15 protein-coding genes and 4 pseudogenes are annotated in these 16,991 nt (G+C 56.0%); 8 read left to right on the top strand and 11 right to left on the bottom strand.

All coding sequences use genetic code 11. The annotated features are described in order from the left end of the window. Positions 1-206: 206 nt before the first annotated feature. Positions 207-618: pseudogene (locus tag QN399_RS07455) on the bottom strand (LysR family transcriptional regulator). Positions 619-719: 101 nt separating this feature from the next. Here QN399_RS07455 and QN399_RS07450 point away from each other — a divergent pair. Further along, a pseudogene (locus tag QN399_RS07450) lies at positions 720-1,714 on the top strand (aldo/keto reductase). Between the two features lie 332 nt (positions 1,715-2,046). Beyond that, positions 2,047-2,616: a nucleotidyltransferase family protein gene (locus QN399_RS07445; RefSeq protein ID WP_330200768.1), complete on the top strand. Its 570-nt coding sequence runs from the start codon at positions 2,047-2,049 to the stop codon at positions 2,614-2,616. A 313-nt stretch (positions 2,617-2,929) separates the two neighbouring features. Here the strand turns inward: QN399_RS07445 and QN399_RS07440 are convergent, their stop codons facing one another. Then, positions 2,930-3,343 carry a helix-turn-helix domain-containing protein gene (locus tag QN399_RS07440; protein ID WP_322179054.1) on the bottom strand — a complete coding sequence of 138 codons (414 nt, stop codon included), beginning with the start codon at positions 3,341-3,343 and terminating at the stop codon, positions 2,930-2,932. Positions 3,344-3,441: 98 nt separating this feature from the next. Here QN399_RS07440 and QN399_RS07435 point away from each other — a divergent pair, with 98 nt between their 5' ends. The 3 genes from QN399_RS07435 (at position 3,442) to QN399_RS07425 (ending at position 5,273) form a co-directional block, all read left to right on the top strand. Next, positions 3,442-4,377, top strand: coding sequence for an aromatic alcohol reductase (locus QN399_RS07435; RefSeq protein ID WP_330200767.1), 936 nt, complete (start codon positions 3,442-3,444; stop codon positions 4,375-4,377). 178 nt (positions 4,378-4,555) lie between these two features. Continuing rightward, complete coding sequence (locus tag QN399_RS07430; protein WP_322179052.1) at positions 4,556-4,717, top strand: DUF2986 domain-containing protein; 162 nt, start codon at positions 4,556-4,558, stop codon at positions 4,715-4,717. A 193-nt stretch (positions 4,718-4,910) separates the two neighbouring features. Next, the gene (locus QN399_RS07425) at positions 4,911-5,273 is read left to right on the top strand and encodes a DUF167 family protein (protein ID WP_322179051.1); all 363 of its coding nucleotides are present in this window, start codon (positions 4,911-4,913) and stop codon (positions 5,271-5,273) included. 175 nt (positions 5,274-5,448) lie between these two features. On the opposite strand, the pseudogene QN399_RS07420 reads toward QN399_RS07425, so the two are convergent. Beyond that, positions 5,449-6,069: pseudogene (locus tag QN399_RS07420) on the bottom strand (DMT family transporter); the annotation flags it as partial. On the opposite strand from QN399_RS07420, the pseudogene QN399_RS07415 reads away from it, so the two are divergent. After that, positions 6,065-6,565 (top strand): annotated as a pseudogene (locus tag QN399_RS07415) (transposase); the annotation flags it as partial. The pseudogenes QN399_RS07420 and QN399_RS07415 sit on opposite strands and share 5 nt — an antisense overlap. 49 nt (positions 6,566-6,614) lie before the next feature. On the opposite strand, the gene QN399_RS07410 reads toward QN399_RS07415, so the two are convergent. Beyond that, positions 6,615-7,229, bottom strand: coding sequence for an NAD(P)H-dependent oxidoreductase (locus tag QN399_RS07410; RefSeq protein ID WP_322179050.1), 615 nt, complete (start codon positions 7,227-7,229; stop codon positions 6,615-6,617). A 139-nt stretch (positions 7,230-7,368) separates the two neighbouring features. Between QN399_RS07410 and QN399_RS07405 the strand changes: the two genes are divergently transcribed. Then, a complete protein-coding gene (locus QN399_RS07405) occupies positions 7,369-8,268 on the top strand; it encodes a LysR family transcriptional regulator (RefSeq protein WP_322216557.1) in 900 nt (299 codons plus the stop codon). Positions 8,269-8,431: 163 nt separating this feature from the next. Here the strand turns inward: QN399_RS07405 and QN399_RS07400 are convergent, their stop codons facing one another. Together QN399_RS07400 and QN399_RS07395 are read right to left on the bottom strand one after the other, a co-directional pair. Then, positions 8,432-9,307 carry a DNA/RNA non-specific endonuclease gene (locus QN399_RS07400; RefSeq protein WP_330200766.1) on the bottom strand — a complete coding sequence of 292 codons (876 nt, stop codon included), beginning with the start codon at positions 9,305-9,307 and terminating at the stop codon, positions 8,432-8,434. A 148-nt stretch (positions 9,308-9,455) separates the two neighbouring features. Then, on the bottom strand, positions 9,456-9,890 hold the full coding sequence (locus tag QN399_RS07395) for a GNAT family N-acetyltransferase (RefSeq protein ID WP_322179014.1): 435 nt from the start codon (positions 9,888-9,890) through the stop codon (positions 9,456-9,458). Between the two features lie 979 nt (positions 9,891-10,869). On the opposite strand from QN399_RS07395, the gene QN399_RS07390 reads away from it, so the two are divergent. Beyond that, complete coding sequence (locus tag QN399_RS07390; RefSeq protein ID WP_322183135.1) at positions 10,870-11,082, top strand: DUF1059 domain-containing protein; 213 nt, start codon at positions 10,870-10,872, stop codon at positions 11,080-11,082. Between the two features lie 58 nt (positions 11,083-11,140). Here QN399_RS07390 and QN399_RS07385 read toward each other — a convergent pair whose 3' ends face one another. From QN399_RS07385 to glnT, 5 genes are all read right to left on the bottom strand, one after another. Next, on the bottom strand, positions 11,141-12,472 hold the full coding sequence (locus QN399_RS07385; protein ID WP_322179013.1) for an ammonium transporter: 1,332 nt from the start codon (positions 12,470-12,472) through the stop codon (positions 11,141-11,143). A gap of 145 nt (positions 12,473-12,617) precedes the next feature. Then, positions 12,618-13,940 (bottom strand): FMN-binding glutamate synthase family protein, encoded by a 1,323-nt coding sequence (locus QN399_RS07380; RefSeq protein ID WP_322216575.1) that lies wholly within the window; start codon positions 13,938-13,940, stop codon positions 12,618-12,620. 22 nt (positions 13,941-13,962) lie between these two features. Then, positions 13,963-14,646 carry a protein glxC gene (locus QN399_RS07375; protein ID WP_322179011.1) on the bottom strand — a complete coding sequence of 228 codons (684 nt, stop codon included), beginning with the start codon at positions 14,644-14,646 and terminating at the stop codon, positions 13,963-13,965. A gap of 10 nt (positions 14,647-14,656) precedes the next feature. Continuing rightward, on the bottom strand, positions 14,657-15,562 hold the full coding sequence (locus QN399_RS07370; RefSeq protein WP_322179010.1) for a glutamine amidotransferase family protein: 906 nt from the start codon (positions 15,560-15,562) through the stop codon (positions 14,657-14,659). Positions 15,563-15,655: 93 nt separating this feature from the next. Next, positions 15,656-16,990, bottom strand: a complete 1,335-nt coding sequence (gene glnT, locus QN399_RS07365) for a type III glutamate--ammonia ligase (protein WP_219059887.1) — start codon at positions 16,988-16,990, stop codon at positions 15,656-15,658. Position 16,991 lies beyond the last annotated feature (1 nt).

Raw genomic sequence — 16,991 nt, 5'->3', positions numbered from 1 at the left:
CAATGACCCGCTTGAACCTGGAAGCCCATACGCCTAGACCCAGGTACTGGTTGATGCGGACTTGCCGGGCGCCGCACATGATTTTTAGTCTAGCGTGCTTTTTCCGCCTTGCCCGTGACGGAGTACGGGCAGATCGACACGTCAGCCAAGGCATCGCTGATTTGCATCAATCTGCAACCTATAACGGTTCCACTGCCCCAATACCTTCACCGGTTTTCTGGAGGCCGCAACGCCTCCACGACCAACATCAATGCGGGCGAGGCACGTCGACTGGCGTAGTAAGCGTGGTAGCCGGTAAACGTTGTCGCCCACTCGTCAAGTACCGACACCAGCCTACCCTGCGCAACGTGTTCCTCGACAGCATTGAGGGGCAGCCATGCCAGACCGTTCCCGGACAGCGCTGCGGCGACGATCAGTTTGGTACAAGCGTTCGCCCGCTTCGGTGGGAGCAACGCTGCGCGTGGTCCGGTTGAGAAGCTTCAGGTCCAGTCTCCGTTCCAAAGTGCGGATGGTCTGGCTGAGCGCGGATTGCGTCACCCCTAGCTGTGCGGCCGCGCGGGTGAAACTGCCCGCGCGTACCACGGCCGCAAAACTGGCCAAGTCATCGAAGCGCGCCATTGATAAGCCTACCTACTAAGTGCATGTCGATTCAGCAGTCTAGTCATTCCGAGGCAGGCTGCCTAAAGTAATTGTCATCGGTTAACGACAAGGACACGCACATGAAAACACGTCAACTGGGCCACAATGGTCTCACCGTTTCGGCGCTCGGTCTGGGCTGCATGGGCATGAGCGCCAACTACGGCCCTCCGGCCGACAAGCAAGAGATGTCGCGCTGATCCGTATGGCGGTAGAGAGAGGCGTCACATTCTTCGACACGGCCGAGGTCTATGGCCCATTCGTCAACGAAGAGCTTGTTGGCGAGGCGCTCGCGCCGTTCAAGGGCCAGGTTTCCATTGCCACCAAGTTCGGCTTCGACCTCGACACGGAGACGGCACAGCGCCGAGGCGGACTGGACAGCCGGCCCGAGCACATAAAGGCGGTCGCGGAAGCCTCGCTACGGCGCCTCAAGATTGACGCAATTGATCTGTTCTACCAGCACCGCGTCGACCCGGCCGTGCCTATCGAAGATGTGGCCGGAGCGGTCAAGGACCTGATCGCGCAAGGCAAGGTTCACCACTTCGGCCTCTCGGAGCCAGCAGCGGCCACGGTTCGCCGAGCGCATGCCGTGCAGCCGGTGACAGCGGTCCAGAGCGAATACTCCCTGTTCTTCCGGGGACCGGAAGCCGAAATACTGCCGACGCTCGAAGAACTCGGCATCGGTTTCGTACCCTTCAGCCCATTGGGTGCGGGCTTCCTGACCGGCAAAATGGACGAGAACACACGGTTCGACAGTTCCGACTTCCGCTCGCGTGTTCCGCGCCTCGCTCCAGAAGCGCTCAAGGCGAATCTGGCGCTGGTCGATCTGCTGCGCGACGTCGCGCTGCGCAAGGATGCGACGCCTGCACAAATAGCACTCGCGTGGCTATTGGCGCAAAAGCCATGGATTGTGCCCATTCCCGGAACGACCAAATTGCATCGGCTCGACGAGAACCTCGGCGCGATGGCAGTGGAGCTCACCGGCGATGACCTGCGAATGATTGATTCGGCCGCGTCAAAGATCGTGGTGCAGGGTGCCCGGTTGCCCGAAGCCGTACTACGAATGACAGGCGGTTAATAACCGCCTACTGCACATCAGCGAGCGGCGGTACCGTCGAAATCATGACTCCCGGTATTTTTTCTAAGCAAAAAGAGAATTGACCGTGCCCCATGTAATCGTCATCTCTACCCCACTCGCGAGAGATAATTGATCGATCCTCGGGGTGAGGGATACCGGCACATGATTGAGGTATCGGCGGGTAAAAACGCCGCGACACCCCGGACGAAGTTGGCACTGTCGGCGCGCTGCTTATGGCCCCGAGCGTGTAAAAGGGCTGTCCTTCGCGAAATTTTATTATGCTTTGATGTATTGTCGGTCGCTCGGGCTCGATCGACTCCAAAGGGATAAAAATGACATTGACTGTCGAAAGGTTGGTCAGGATAGCAATGGCCAATCCAATAATCGCTGAAATTACCTTACGTTTGCCCTCACTCGGTTTGAGTCAATGCATGCTCACTGCGGGCTGTCTGTTCCAAGCCGTCTGGAATCATCAGTCGCACCTGCCGTCAGCGTGGGGAGTGAAGGATTACGACGTTTTTTACTTCGACAATGATCTGTCTTGGGAGGCCGAGAATGAGGTCATCAACTCGGCTCAGCGTCTCTTCCAAGTCCTTGACGTTAACGTTGATATCAAGAATCAGGCTCGCGTCCACCTTTGGTACAGTCAGCGGTTTGGCAGGTCTTATCCTCAACTTCTGTCGGTTAAAGACGGTATTGATCGTTACCTGATTGCGGGTACGTGTATTGGGCTGGATGCTGAAACGGGTGAGATCTATGCGCCCTACGGCTTGGCCGACGTCGAGCAGGGGGTTCTTCGTATCAATCCCAAAAATCACCAGCCAGACTTGTTCGAGCAGAAGGCGAACAGTTATCAAGCTCGCTGGCCTTGGCTCAGGATCATAGAAACCGACATTACATAAAGACCGTACATCATCACGGTACCGTTGAATCGAGACACGTCGGCAGATACTGGCCGACCGGTTCATCATCCCGCGAGCCTGCTGAATATCTACATATACAACTATCTCAACCGTTTTCAGTCGAGCTGGCGCCTGGAGCGAGAAACCCGGGGAAGCCACCATCGCACAATTGGGCAAGCGTCTCAAAGCGCAGGCATCGCCAATGCCGGCGGGACGTTCAGTACCGATCTACACATCACGCCATTCGAACTCGATGAGTTTATTCAGGATCGATTTCAGTCAATTGTGACAAGCAGGAGCCGGCCAAGAGCAGTCACTTTGTACCCGTCAAATTTTCAGAGCCGTAGAGAATACGAGCATCACGAAAGTTTTCAGCGTTTTCGGCGACCCACATCCATAACGGAATCATCCGCGCAAGAAGTCCATACCCCAGTTCCGACAATTCATAGTCGACACGCGGTGGTATTTCGCCGTAATCCCGACGTAAAACCAAACCGTCCCTTTCCAGCTGTCGCAAGCTGCGAGTCAGCATTCGTTGCGTCACCCCATTCATACGCCTACCTATTTCCGCATGCCGCAACGGCCCTTCCACACCTAATGTGTGGACGATTCCCAAAGACCAGCGATTACCTGCGTGAGTGAGCACTTCTCGCTTCAATCCGTCGTCTTCTGCACTCAATGCTTCGCACGCGGCTTGAGATTGCCTGATGATTTCTTCGTTATCCATTCGCCCCCCAGGATCACTCGTGTGCCTACTTATGAGCAGGCCCCAATGATGACAGGATAACAACCACTCACCATTGAACAGCAAACTGGAGGAAGTTTATGCACGCGGTAATTCCTGGAGAAACGGTCAATATTCTGGTGCTGGGGGCTGGGGAGCTCGGCATGTCTGTACTGCGCGAGCTTGCTATGGTCGCGTCAAGCAAAGGTGGCGCTCGCATTACTGTACTGCTGCGTCCATCGGCGGTCACCACTCAAGACGCTTCAAAGATGCACGCGATTGCAGAATTGCGTGGGCTAGGCATAGACACTTTGCAGGCTGATGTCATTCACGATTCAGTTGAAGAACTTGCAGAGCATTTCGGCCGATTCGACACGGTTGTCAGTTGCGTAGGTTTTATCGCAGGAGCCGGCACTCAGCTGAAGCTTGCGCGCGCCGCGCTTGTGTCAGGCGTAAAGCGCTATGTGCCTTGGCAATTTGGGGTGGACTACGACGTCATCGGCAAAGGCAGTCCGCAGGATCTGTTTGATGAGCAACTTGAGGTCCGCGAGCTACTGCGTGCGCAACGCACTACCGAATGGATCATCATTTCGACCGGGATGTTCACAAGCTTCCTGTTCGAGCCAGCGTTTGGCGTGGTTGATCTTGCACAGAATACGGTTCATGCGCTAGGCAGCTGGGACACCCAGGTCACCGTAACAACGCCGAAGGACATAGGAATGCTGACGGCGAAGATTATATTCGCCGACCCACGCCTCGCTAACGAGGTGATTTTCATCGCTGGAGACACCCTGACCTATACACAATTGGCGGACACAGTTGATGCAACACTCAATCGCACAGTATCTCGCGTCGAATGGAGCGTTCCCAAACTGAACAACGATCTCGCTGCTGCTCCAGACGAACAGATGCGAAAGTATCGAGCCGTGTTCGCTGAAGGCAAAGGAGTCGCTTGGGATAAGCACAACACTTTCAATGCTGCAAACGGTATTGATCTGATGACGGCGGCGGATTGGATCGAGCAGAATCTGAAGTGAATAAGGCAAGCTTCTGTCTTGGTCATTCCGCCAGGGGCGGTCATTCGGAGGCTTTCAGGATGCCAGGGGCGATTCATCGCCTATTTTCAAGGTTATGCACTAATTGCGCACCACAGGGATCTGGCCCAATATTTCAAGCTGATATCATGCAAGAACTTACAAACCGAGCAAAAGAAATATGAATCGTCGTAAAAAAATAAAACAGTTATTAAAGGCTCACGCCAAAAAGGCCAGTGACAAATTGGCACCGCCAAGCAAGTCTAAATACATTAATAAAGCTGACCGATTGAAGCTAGCGGCTGAATCCAGTCACGACTCAATCATTTCTTCTGAGAGCTGATCTATGTAGCTTATGCACCACCGGAATTTACAAATTTGATTGGGCTATTCATTCCGATGGCACGTACCGCAAGGACGCGGCCTAACAACCCATTCAAGCCGAAGCCGCTTCGCAGCTCTGAATCGAACCAGATATGCACCATTTGATGTCTATTTACAGCTAGGCATTTTTATCCGACCTCTGCAGGATCCATGTGAAAAAAGCACGAGCAATTACCAGTAAAAAATCCTCCGGCCGTGGCGTTGAGATGTCCTCGTTTTGTGGGTGGGATGGAGAGGTTCTAGTTCTGAACATACTTGGAACTCCGAGTGCAAAAAAGGATGCCATCGGCAAGGCGAAAGGAAGTCAACTCAAGGTTAGCGTCACTGCCGCACCCGTAGCAGGCAGGGCGACTGACCACATGGTCAAGTTTCTCGCCCGAGAGTTTGACGTCTCGGTTTCTGACATCACGGTTGTGTTCGGTCGTTTTAATTTGAACAAGCAGATGCGTATAAGGGCGCCCGGAAGCTTACCTGCCGTAGTGGCCAAGGCCCTGGCGGAAGAAAAAAATACCTGACCATTCGCTAAAAGCCCGACGCGCCCTAATGAATCGCCCTGCGGTCATGGACTGTTCCAGTGTCCGCTTGCCGACAAGACAGCAACTGCCAGGGATCGCTGGTTCTGCCGGTCGAGCCTTGAAGATAAAGTACCCAATCACTCCAGCGTTGCAAGGCAACTTTGGCCATGAGCGGCTACTTGGCAAATTTTCTCGCTCCAGCAACGCAGAGGATCACGGCAACGGTTATCCCCAGCATGCCAATGCTGACCTGCTCGTGAAGTAATGTGGCCGCCAGCGCCAATCCAAAGAAAGGCTGTAGAAGCTGAAGCTGTCCAACGGCAGCAATACCCCCTTGGGCAAGCCCGCGATACCAAAATACGAAACCGATCAGCATGCTGAAGAGCGAGACGTAAGCCAGGCTTAACCATACAGGCGTAGTGATCCCCGAGAACGAATTGGGTCTCAGGAACCAAGTCAGCGGTGCCACAACAGGTGTCGAAATAACCAATGCCCAGGAAATTACCTGCCAACCTCCCAGTGTTCTGGAAAGCTTCGCCCCTTCGGCATAACCAAGACCACATGCAAGGACTGCCAACAGCATCAGAATGTCTCCTTCGGCAGACGCTGTCAGACCCTGGAAAAAGGCGAACCCCATAACCAGCACGCTTCCCAGAACCGAAAAAAACCAGAACGCAGGCCGAAGGCGCTCGCCACCACGCAAAACACCGAAAACGGCGGTGGCGAGCGGCAACAGACCAAGAAAGATGATGGAATGCGCGGACGTCACAGACTGTAGAGCCAGCGCAGTCAACAGGAGCCAGCTCGCCGAACAGGCCTTGCGCTACATCCAGCAGCTGTACGAAATCGAGCTTGAAGTCTACGATCTGGAGCCGGATTTACGCCGTCGAATACGGAAAGAAAAAGCCATACCGGTGATGGACGCTTTGCATGCCTGGATGATCGCCCAGCGCCTACTTGTGCACGACGGCTCGGCGATCAGCAAGGCTTTGGATTACAGCCTCAAACGCTGGACGGCGTTGTCTCGCTATCTCGAAGACGGGGCCGTACCCATTGACAATAATTGGGCCGACAACCAGATTCGGCCGTGGGCGCTAGGTCGCAAGAATTGGCTGTTTGCGGGCTCGCTGCGCAGCGGCAAACGGGCAGCGGCGATCATGAGTTTGATCCAATCGGCGCGACTCAACGGGCATGATCCGTATGCTTATTTGAAGGTCGTCCTCACGCGCCTGCCAACGCAGCGGGCGAGTGAAATCGATCAGTTGCTGCCGCATAAGTGGATGCCCGTTTAACCACGCGAAGTCGATAGAGCAGAATCGTATGGGCTAGGAGAAATGCTGTCTAAACCAGCGACTTTTGAATTTGATGATCAAATGTATCTAGAAAATCGTGCATGCTGATTTCTCCGAGATCTACAGCTTTAGCGCCGCCGGCCGCAATAAAGGTGACGTCAGTGATACCCAGGACATTCAGGATCAGTTTCAAATATTGGGTCGCAATGTCACGGTCTCTAATCGGAGAGTCGTGGGTGTAGACACCGCCCGAGGCGAGCAGCACCGTTGCCTTTTTACCGGTCACCAGCCCTTTACCATCAAAGCCCAAGGTCAGGCCTTTACGTACCACGTGATCCACCCACGCCTTCAGCGCCGCAGGGACGTTATAGTTGTAGACCGGCGTTGAAATAACCAGGTGATCGGTTTCCAGCAACTCGGCCACAAGCTCATCGGATAGCTGCAACACAGCTTTCATTTCAGGCGAATGTTGGGTTTGCGGGGTGAAGTAAGCCTGTAACCAGGGAGCGGTCACAAACGTAAGTTGAGTGTCCGTTAGATCCCGTATTTTGACCACGCCGCCTGGGTGTGCAGTTTCCCACGCGGCCACAAATTGGCGCGTGAGCTGCCGGGAGATTGAAGCCTCTCCACGTGGACTGGTTTCAATGGAGAGAAGCCTGGACATGAAAGTAACTCCTGCGCGGTGACGCGGCGGTATGTTTTGCGTTGTCGCTTTAGGCGATGTGCTACACACTCTACCCAATGCGATCTCTACGCAGGAGTGATGTAAATATGATTGAATCCATCTGTTTAAGTGATGGGTCATGATCGGAAATCTCAGCTTGGATCAGTTGCGGATCCTTGTAACCATTGCTGATACAGGCAGTTTCTCGGCAACGGGACGTCACCTGCGGCGTGCTCAATCTGCCATTAGCCAGTCGATTGCCACACTTGAGTCAGTTCAAGGTGTGAGGCTGTTTGATCGGAGCGGCCATCGTCCAACTATCACTGAGGTAGGTCGAGTGCTAGTGGTTCAAGCGCGCGCTGTGCTGGCAAGCGCTGCCCAGTTTGAAGCAATGGCCGCAAGTACGGCAGCAGGGGTTGAGCCGGAGTTAGCTCTCGCCATAGACCCTTTAGTCCCTAGCGCACCGCTCATCGAAAGCCTCCGCGCTCTCCGTGAGGCTTTTCCGCATCTGGCAGTGAGTTTTTCTACAGAAGGCTTAGGCGGCGCAGAGCGCCGATTGCGCAACGGCGATGCGGCACTGGCGCTTTGCACATTGATTCCGACAGTGCCCGACGATGTCATCGCACTGCCGCTGCTGAGTGTCGACTTGAGGCCAGTAGTCGCCAGCGGGCATCCCCTGGCTATGTTAGGCCGTCGGGCAACAAGTGCAGACCTCAAGCCTTTTGTGCAACTGGTACTTTCCGATCCGGTCGCTCCCGACGGCCCTAGCTATGGGGTGACGGGCAGCCACCAGTGGCGGTTTGTAGATCTGGCACGACGGCTGGATTTTTTGCTCGCCGGGTTCGGCTGGTGCCGAATGCCGGAGCATCTCATCGCGGATCATCTGACTTCAGGACGCCTCGTGCCGCTTGAGTTAACCGCCGAACTTCAGCGCACACCAGACACACTGACGATCTACGCAGCGCACATGCAAGATCGCGCTTTAGGCAAAGCGGGCCGATGGCTTCTGAATGATCTGACCCGTCGTCTGTGCATGTGATGATACAAAGACGACTAACGTCAGCGGTTTGGTTACCCCGTTGGCCAAAGGGCTGATGCGGTTGATCGAACCGGTTGTGCAGGGACTGCCCGAGCCGTGATCGTCTGTGCGTATTTCGCAAGCCAAGGTGTGAGCCTGCCCGCTTACCGTGGACTCTCGAAGATCAAGAACGAACCACCGAACCAGAGACCGGTAGGTTCTCCAACAGGTTGAGTCCAGTGGTTTTCACGAATGTCTCATAGTCCATGGGTCTCTCGATGCGGGTTTCCGCGTTGGGTAACACATAGGCCCAGGCCCGCTTGGACGAAGCGTCGTAGACCAGCTTGAACAGGCGAGTAGGTACCCAGACCTTGTTGTCGCCAATAGTGGTATGGCCAGCGTCAAAGAGCGGCCCGGTAAAGACGAAGACATTGCCATCGGCTCGCTTCGCGAACTTTCTGACATCAGACTCGACCTTGCTCCAGATCTTCCGGTTATTGGTGGGGTCTTGCGGCACCATGTTCGAAAGCGCAAAGGACTGGGCCATTGCATTCGGATTCGGTGCATCTGCTGCCGGAGACTGATGACCACGATCCACTGCCGGATGTTGGCCACGGTAGTCACTCAACTCTGCCCGCCCGCTCTTGGGAATACGTGGGTCCGGATAGAACTGATTGGTTCGTTCCTCTCCCTTGGCATCATTTAGCTGGGCTGAATTAAGGCGCTCAACTACAACCATCGGCGTCTTGCTGGTTTGCGAGTACAGCACCGCAAAGTTGTCGGAACACAGGGCCAAAGGCTTCATCGCTGCTGGCACAGTAGCCATGCTTATCGGCTTGGCTGCCGGGAACAGGTCGGAACACCCATCAAACGATGCCTGTTTCTCTTTGCTTGAATAGAGGTCAATCGCCACGCTCTGGCTGATTGAGCCAGAGCGATGCCCTTGCTCTTGATGCTGGCTGGGCGGGTTGATGAAGTCCAGCAGGCTGCGAGCTTCTGCCGCACCCGTCGTGAACAAAATAAGGGCCGACAGCCCCACTGCAATTTTGCGTAGGTTCATGCTTAACATCTTCGAATTGGATTGAGGAGGATACTTACGACAAAGCCCCGAGTCACGGGGCTTGAGGGGAAGCGGTTCTGATTATGCTGCGGCGAGCATGTTTTCAATATCCTTTATCACACGACTGATTCTGGTTCGGTCTACTCGATCATGCGTTCTCATTATTTGATCGGGTAAACGAATACCGATCGATATCAGACCTAAGCTGCCAACCTTGGCTGTGCCAATAGTCAGCAGCTGTCGTATTTGTCTTGAACACGTCGAGATGACATTTAAGTATTCCGTGTTTCTCAAGAGTTGAAAGACAGCGCTCCACCAACGCGTTTGCTATGCCTTGACGCCGATACTGGGGAAGGACAATCAAATGCTGCAAATATCCTCTGCGGCCGTCGTGTCCAGACATGATGCAACCGCAAAGAGCGGTTCCGGCTTCAGCAACGAAGCTCATCCCGGGATTTCGTTCTAAATAACTCGAGGTCGATTCACGAGAGTCCGCTGCACGAAAGGAGATGCCTGGAGTACGCTTCATGAGGTCGATGACGGCATCGTAATCGTCCATAGTCATGACACGGATATTGATCATAGGGTTGAGCCTGGCTTTGCTAATTTCCGGGCTTGGCAGACTAGCAGAAACAACTCAGACGTTTTCCAAACGACCACTCTCCCAACATACATCTGAAGGCACAGCGCTGAAATCGCAGCTCCCGAGAGCCAGTCCAGGCTCGCGGCATGGACTGACTCAAACCGAGTGAAGGCAAGCGTGAGGTAATTTGAGCGTTTATTGGATTGGCCATTGCTATCCTGACCAACCTTTCATCAGTCAACGTCATTTTCATCCCTTCGGATAGTCTTCCACGGCCCCGTCATAGGCCCCGTCATAGGCCGAGATATCGCCGCAGTCTCGCGGGATAGTAGTTTTCCATCTTGCCCCCCTTCCCCCGGATCAAAATCGTTCTAAAAAATCCGGCTAACGCTTAGGACTTTTTGCTATTCTGAAGTTGTAGGTGAAGACGCAGACTGATGCGCAAGAGGATAGCAAGGAAACGTGGGGCGCGTTCCGAAGGGTACACGGTTAGAAAGATCTCCGCGCTGAGATCCAGCCCTTACGCCGTGTGAAGCAGAAAGGCACAAAACTTTTCTGTGAGAGGCCTGATAAACCTTGTAAGCCGGAGACCAGCGCCGGCCACCTACTTGATTTTCAAAGCCCGCCATGTGCGGGCTTTTTCGTAGTGCGCCAAGCGATTCTCAGGAAGATTGTTTATGCCCATTGAGACCTTGCGCAGAGGGTGGACTGTCCACCCACGGCCGCGCCGCGCCGCGCCCAAGGCTTACACGTAGCGGCTTTCGTTTTTTTAAACCTTATTTCCGTCCTCGAATAGCCAACTCAAATGTTGGGTGAACGCCTCCTGTCTCTTCAAGAAACCCAAACTTGGCACCCGCTCTATACTTTAAAAATGATTACGCTTGATGCCACGCGCAGTCGTGTTCAATGTATTCCGCGCAATGTGTCGAGCGGTCGTTCACGCAGGCTTCTTGGCCTGCCTTCTTATGAGGAGAACATCATGGCCCGCAAATACATCGATTGCCGCGAATTCCCGAGCGAAATCAACTGCTCGATCGCGCTATCCGCAGACTCTGAAAAAGAATTGCTTGAGGCGGCTGCACAGCATGCGGTCACTGTTCATAAGCATACCGATTCACCGGAGTTACGCGCACAACTGAAGACTCTATTTCACGACGGCACACCGCCTGTTGAATCACCACGTCACGCGTAGCCTTTGGCACCTTGTCAAAACGCCCCACTCCGTGAGGCGTTTCGACTACCTCTATCAATTAAACGTTATACGCCCGCTCATCATGCTCCGCGAGGTCAAGCCCCATCGTTTCATTCTCTTCGCTGGCACGCAGGCCTATGGTCCACTCCAGCACTTTGAGGAGGGTCATGCTCACGACAAAGCAGTAAACGAAGGTGAAGCTGACGCCCTTCAATTGGGTCAGTAGCTGAGCACCGATGTCCAGGTTCTCGACATAACCGCCCAACGAAGGAGACGCGAATACTGCGGTCAGTAGTGCGCCGACGATTCCGCCGATGCCGTGCAGACTGAACACGTCCAGCGTGTCGTCATAACCCAGTTTCTGCTTGAGCTGGCTGACGCCGAAGAAACACACCGCGCCGGTGATCAAGCCTATTGCAATGGCGCCCGCCGGACCAACATAGGCACAGGCTGGGGTGATGCCGACAAGACCGGCCAAAGCACCGGATGCCGCGCCCAAGGCACTGGGACGGCCATGAATCAGGGTTTCGGTGAGCATCCAGCCGACAACACCTGCGCAGGCTGCGACTTGGGTCGTGAGCATGATGATACCCGCGCCAGTATTCACCGCAGCGCCCGAACCAATGTTGAAGCCGAACCAGCCAACCCACAGCAAACCGGCCCCCATCAGGGTGAAGCCCAGGTTATGCGGGGGCATGGCAAGGTTCGGGTAACCTTTGCGCTTGCCCAGTACCAGGCACGCCGCCAGCGCCGCAACGCCCGCATTGATATGCACCGCAGTGCCGCCGGCGAAATCCAGAACGCCCCAGTTGACCATCAACCCCCCAGGTCCGCCCCAGATCATGTGTGCGATAGGCGCATAGACGAAGGTGAACCACAGCGCCATAAACGCCACGGCCGCGCTGAACTTCATGCGTTCGGCGAAACCACCGGCAATCAGCGCCGGCGTGATGATCGCAAAGGACATCTGAAACACGCTGTAGACGCCTTCGGGAATGTTGCCCACCAGACTGTCATGGGTCATGTCGAGCATGAATACCTTGCTCAAGCCGCCGATGAAGCTGTGCAGATTGACTTCACCAGCGACCATCCCCGTCGCATCAACGACGATGCTGTAGCCGTAGACCACCCACAGCACGCCGATCACGCCAGCGACCGCGAACAACTGGGTGAACACCGAAAGAAAGTTCTTGGCCCGGACCATGCCGCCATAAAACAACGCCAGGCCCGGAATACACATCAACAACACGAACATCGTCGCGGTCATCATCCAGGCGGTGGTGCCGGTGTCCAGAGTAACGTCGGCTGCCGAGGCCAATGGCGACAAGCTCAATGCGAGCAGCGCCAGGGTCGTCCTTGAAAGAGGTCGTATAAACGAGTCAGAAATCATAGTCAGCAAGCTCCATAAACAGGGAAGTCGACACAAGGGACTGGCAGAAAGAGGGATCGCGAGGCCCTGCAGGCTCGCGGTGCATACGGATCTGTGCCCGTTGGCAGCTAGAGAAAACGCCGCCCATCACGGCGGCGTCGAAAAGTCAGTATTTTTGACCCGGTATCCACGAGGTCCCGGCCAATGGCACGCGGGCCATGGCGGCGGCTTCGACGGTCAAGGCCACCAGGTCCTCGGGGTCGAGGTTGTGCAGGTGTGACTTGCCGCAGGCACGGGCCATGGTCTGTGCTTCGAGGACCAATACTCGCAGGTAGTTAGCCAAGTGACGCCCCCCTTCCACAGGATCCAGACGCTTCGACAGCTCCGGGTCCTGAGTGGTGATGCCCGCCGGGTCACGACCGTTCTGCCAGTCGTCATAGAACCCCGCCGCCGAGCCGAGCTTGCGCAATTCCTCGTCCAGACGCGGATGGTTGTCACCCAGTGCGATCAACGCCGCCGTACCGATGGCCACCGCATCAGCGCCGAGGGCCATGGCTTTTGCCACGTCGGCACCGTTACGGATACCGCCAGAGACGATCAGTTGCACCTTGCGGTGCATGCCCATTTCCTGCAACGCCTGAACCGCTTGCGGGATAGCCGGCAGAATCGGGATGCCAACGTGCTCAATGAACACTTCCTGAGTCGCTGCGGTACCGCCTTGCATGCCGTCGAGCACGATCACGTCGGCACCGGCTTTAACCGCGAGTTTGACGTCGTAGTACGGACGGCTGGCGCCGATTTTGACGTAGATCGGTTTCTCCCAATCGGTGATTTCACGGATCTCTGCAATTTTGATCGCCAGGTCGTCCGGGCCAGTCCAGTCCGGGTGACGGCAGGCGCTGCGCTGGTCGACACCGATGGGCAATGTGCGCATGCCGGCGACACGTTCGGTGACTTTCATCCCCAGCAACATACCGCCACCACCTGGCTTGGCGCCCTGCCCCAGGACGATTTCGATGGCATCCGCCTTGCGCAGGTCATCGGGGTTCATGCCGTAACGCGATGGCAGGTACTGATAGACCAGATGCTCGGACTGACCGCGCTCTTCCGGGGTCATACCGCCATCACCCGTGGTGGTGCTGGTCCCGGCGATGGTCGCGCCCCGGCCCAATGCTTCTTTGGCGTTGGCCGACAGTGCACCGAAGCTCATGCCCGCGATGGTTATCGGGATTTTCAAGTGCAGGGGTTTCTTGGCGAAGCGATTGCCGAGGATTACGTCAGTGCCGCACTTTTCGCGATAGCCTTCCAGCGGGTAACGGGAAACACTGGCTCCCAGCAGCAGTAAGTCATCGAAATGCGGCAGCTTGCGCTTGGTGCCGCCCCCGCGAATGTCGTAGATGCCGGTTTCGGCGGCACGCTGGATTTCCTGAATGGTCAGACGGTCGAAGGTCGCGGATTCGCGCAGGACCGGAGTGGGTTTGTCGCTCATGGTGTACTCCTTGATACGCGAATTAATACGCGGATGCGTTATCGACTTTGAAGTTGTAAAGCTGACGGGCTGAGCCGTAGCGCTTGAAATCGGCTGCCTTGTGGTCGAAACCGGCACGATTGAGCAGTTCCTGCAGTTCTTCCAGGTGCTCAGCGCGCATCTCTTTCTCGATGCAGTCCGAGCCCAGGGATTCCACTTTCCCCTTCACGTAGATGTGGGTTTCGTACAGCGAATCACCCAAGGCATCGCCTGCATCGCCGCACACCACCAAGCGTCCGGCCTGGCCCATGAAGCAGCTCATGTGGCCAATGCTGCCGCCGACCACGATGTCGATGCCTTTCATGGAGATGCCACAACGGGCACCCGCGTCGCCTTCGATCACCAGCAAGCCGCCATGAGCGGTGGCGCCAGCAGCCTGGGAGGCACTGCCCTTGACCCGCACCGAACCGGACATCATGTTTTCCGCCACGCCGGTGCCGACGTTGCCGTGCACGGTGATGTGGGCCTTCTTGTTCATGCCTGCGCAGTAGTAACCGGCGTGACCCTGAATATCGATGGACAGCTCTTGATCGACGCCCACCGCGAGGTTGTGTTTGCCATTGGAATGGGTCACGACCCACTCCGCATCAGTCAATTGTTTGGCCTGATCGTGCAGCCCCTGATTGAGCTCGCGTACTTCACTGACAGATAGATCGATAGCTTTCATACGGTGCTCCTCAGGCGCTTTGGCGTTCCCAGATGTACATGGTTGAAGGTGCTGGTTCCCAGACCTTGGCGTTCTCGATGCCAGGCAGGCTGGACAGCGCCTGGTATTCCGAGGCCATGGCGACGTAGTCATCGGTCTCGGCCAAAATCGCGGGCTTGCACGCGATCGGATCACGAATCACCGCGAAACCGTTGCGGGTGCCAATGGCAAAGGTGAAAAAGCCGTCGAGGTTTTCCAGGGAGTTGTCCAAGGCTTGCTTGAGCGAGTCGCCCTGTTGCAGGCGCCAGGCCAAGTAACCCGCCGCCACTTCAGTGTCGTTTTCGGTCTGGAACACGATCCCTTCGCGCTTGAGCTCTTGGCGCAGACGGAAGTGGTTGGACAACGAGCCGTTGTGCACCAGGCATAGGTCGGCGCCGGTCGAAAACGGGTGACTGCCTTCCATGGTCACAGCACTTTCGGTGGCCATGCGGGTGTGACCAATGATGTGGCTGCCTTTCATGCCTTTAAGGTTGAAGCGCTCGGAGATCTCTTTCGGCAAGCCCATGCCCTTGAGGATCTCGATGCTCTGCCCGGCGCTCATGATGCGCACGGTCGGCGCCAGCTCGGCCAACGCGTTGCGGACCAACGCCTCTTCTGTCTTGATTTTCAATACCACGGCGGTCGCGTTCTGGAACCACTCCAGGGAGCAACCCAGGCGCCCTTCCAGTTCGCCCATCAGGGTCTTCCAGTCCTGGTCCTCTGTGGTCGCCTGCAATGTCAGCTTGATCCAGCCATCCGCGACTTCATCGCCATAGATGGCAAAGCCGGCGCTGTCCGGGCCACGGTCGGTCATCGACAGCAGCATGGGTTCGAAGAGCTTGCCGAGCTGGGACTCCAGCACCGGGTTCTTCAAGTACAGACCTACGATTCCGCACATACACTTTCTCCTGCTTGGCAGCCGGTTCCTGATTCAAAAGACCCGGATTGATTCAAATCGAGTGGTTGAAAACGTGTCTTTACAGAAAACCGCTTAGAAAAATTCGGTGTAGCGCTTGATCTCCCAATCGGAGACGTGACGGCTGTACTCGACCCATTCCATGCGCTTGAGCTCGATGAACTCGTTGATGATTTCCGAGCCCATCGTTTCGCGGAACAGGGGATCAGCCTCCAGCGCGTCACAGGCTTCCTTGAGGCTTTGCGGCAAAGTGGCGATGCCCCGACCGGCAATTTCTTCCAGGCTCAGCGAGTACAGGTTTTCGTTGCACGGCTCACCTGCGTCCAGCTTGCGGTCAATGCCGTCCAGGCCGGCGGCGATGATCGCTGCGCTGACCAGATAGGGGTTGCAGCCCGCGTCCGGCAGGCGGAATTCAAGGCGACCGTAAGGCACCCGAACCATGGCCGAGCGGTTGTTCGAGCCGTAGGCAACGAACGCTGGAGCCCAGGTCGAGCCTGACAGCGAGCGGCCGACCACAAGGCGTTTGTATGAATTGACGGTGGGTGCGGCGAAGGCACACAACGCAGGGCCGTGAGCCAGAAGACCCGCCGCAAAGTGGTAGGCCATTTTCGACAGGCCCATGCCGCGCGAGTCGCTGGCGTCATGGAACAAGTTCTTGTTCACCGCGTCGGCGATGGACAAGTGGAAGTGCATGCCGTTGCCCGCACGTTTCGGATCAGGCTTGGGCATGAACGAGCAGATCATTCCCAAATCGTTGGCCACTTCGCCGGCGGCCATACGGAAGAAGGTGAAACGATCCGCGGAGGTCAGCGCGTCGCTGTAGGTGTAGTTGATTTCAAACTGACCATTGGCGTCTTCGTGATCGATTTGATAGATGTCGAAATCGACTTTTTGCAGCGCCTCGGTGAGGTTTTCCAGAAACTGCCGCGAACGCGACAAGCCCTTATAGTCGTAGCAGGGTTTGTCCAGGTTATCGCTGGCATCCACGCTGCATAGCTTGCCCTCGGCATCGCGACGGAACAGGCTGAACTCAGGTTCCAGGCCAGTATTGAGGGTCCAGCCGCGTGCATTAAGGCGTTCTACCTGACGCATTAACACGTAACGCGAATCGTAAGGGTGCGGCTCGTTATTGACGTGGCCGACGCAGACGATGCGTCCGTAACCAGGCTGCCATGGCACGGCAGTCAAGGTGCTCAGGTCGCCCTTGGCCATGAAGTCCGGGCCATGGGGTTCCATGCCCATACCACAAATGGCAAAGCCTGCGAAGCCAGCGCCACTGTCGATGACGGTTTGCAGCCCGGAGACCGGTACCGATTTGGTTTTGGCCGAACCGTGGATATCCACGAACTGAGCCAGCACATATTTGATTTTGTGCTCATCGATAATTCGTTGTGTTTCTGGTGGCAACATC

This window comes from Pseudomonas sp. 10C3, assembly GCF_036346185.1.
In the GTDB taxonomy this organism is placed as follows: domain Bacteria; phylum Pseudomonadota; class Gammaproteobacteria; order Pseudomonadales; family Pseudomonadaceae; genus Aquipseudomonas.
The sequence above is the reverse complement of the archived record's forward strand: the minus strand, read 5'-3'. Positions and strand labels throughout refer to the sequence as shown.

Bases quoted from the DNA above. Each gene is read 5' to 3' on its own strand.
- QN399_RS07445 (WP_330200768.1), top strand. From the start codon at position 2,047: ATGACATTGACTGTCGAAAGGTTGGTCAGGATAGCAATGGCCAATCCA.
- QN399_RS07440 (WP_322179054.1), bottom strand. From the start codon at position 3,343: ATGGATAACGAAGAAATCATCAGGCAATCTCAAGCCGCGTGCGAAGCA.
- QN399_RS07435 (WP_330200767.1), top strand. From the start codon at position 3,442: ATGCACGCGGTAATTCCTGGAGAAACGGTCAATATTCTGGTGCTGGGG.
- QN399_RS07430 (WP_322179052.1), top strand. From the start codon at position 4,556: ATGAATCGTCGTAAAAAAATAAAACAGTTATTAAAGGCTCACGCCAAA.
- QN399_RS07410 (WP_322179050.1), bottom strand. From the start codon at position 7,229: ATGTCCAGGCTTCTCTCCATTGAAACCAGTCCACGTGGAGAGGCTTCA.
- QN399_RS07405 (WP_322216557.1), top strand. From the start codon at position 7,369: ATGATCGGAAATCTCAGCTTGGATCAGTTGCGGATCCTTGTAACCATT.
- QN399_RS07400 (WP_330200766.1), bottom strand. From the start codon at position 9,307: ATGAACCTACGCAAAATTGCAGTGGGGCTGTCGGCCCTTATTTTGTTC.
- QN399_RS07395 (WP_322179014.1), bottom strand. From the start codon at position 9,890: ATGATCAATATCCGTGTCATGACTATGGACGATTACGATGCCGTCATC.
- QN399_RS07390 (WP_322183135.1), top strand. From the start codon at position 10,870: ATGGCCCGCAAATACATCGATTGCCGCGAATTCCCGAGCGAAATCAAC.
- QN399_RS07385 (WP_322179013.1), bottom strand. From the start codon at position 12,472: ATGATTTCTGACTCGTTTATACGACCTCTTTCAAGGACGACCCTGGCG.
- QN399_RS07380 (WP_322216575.1), bottom strand. From the start codon at position 13,940: ATGAGCGACAAACCCACTCCGGTCCTGCGCGAATCCGCGACCTTCGAC.
- QN399_RS07375 (WP_322179011.1), bottom strand. From the start codon at position 14,646: ATGAAAGCTATCGATCTATCTGTCAGTGAAGTACGCGAGCTCAATCAG.
- QN399_RS07370 (WP_322179010.1), bottom strand. From the start codon at position 15,562: ATGTGCGGAATCGTAGGTCTGTACTTGAAGAACCCGGTGCTGGAGTCC.
- glnT (WP_219059887.1), bottom strand. From the start codon at position 16,990: ATGTTGCCACCAGAAACACAACGAATTATCGATGAGCACAAAATCAAA.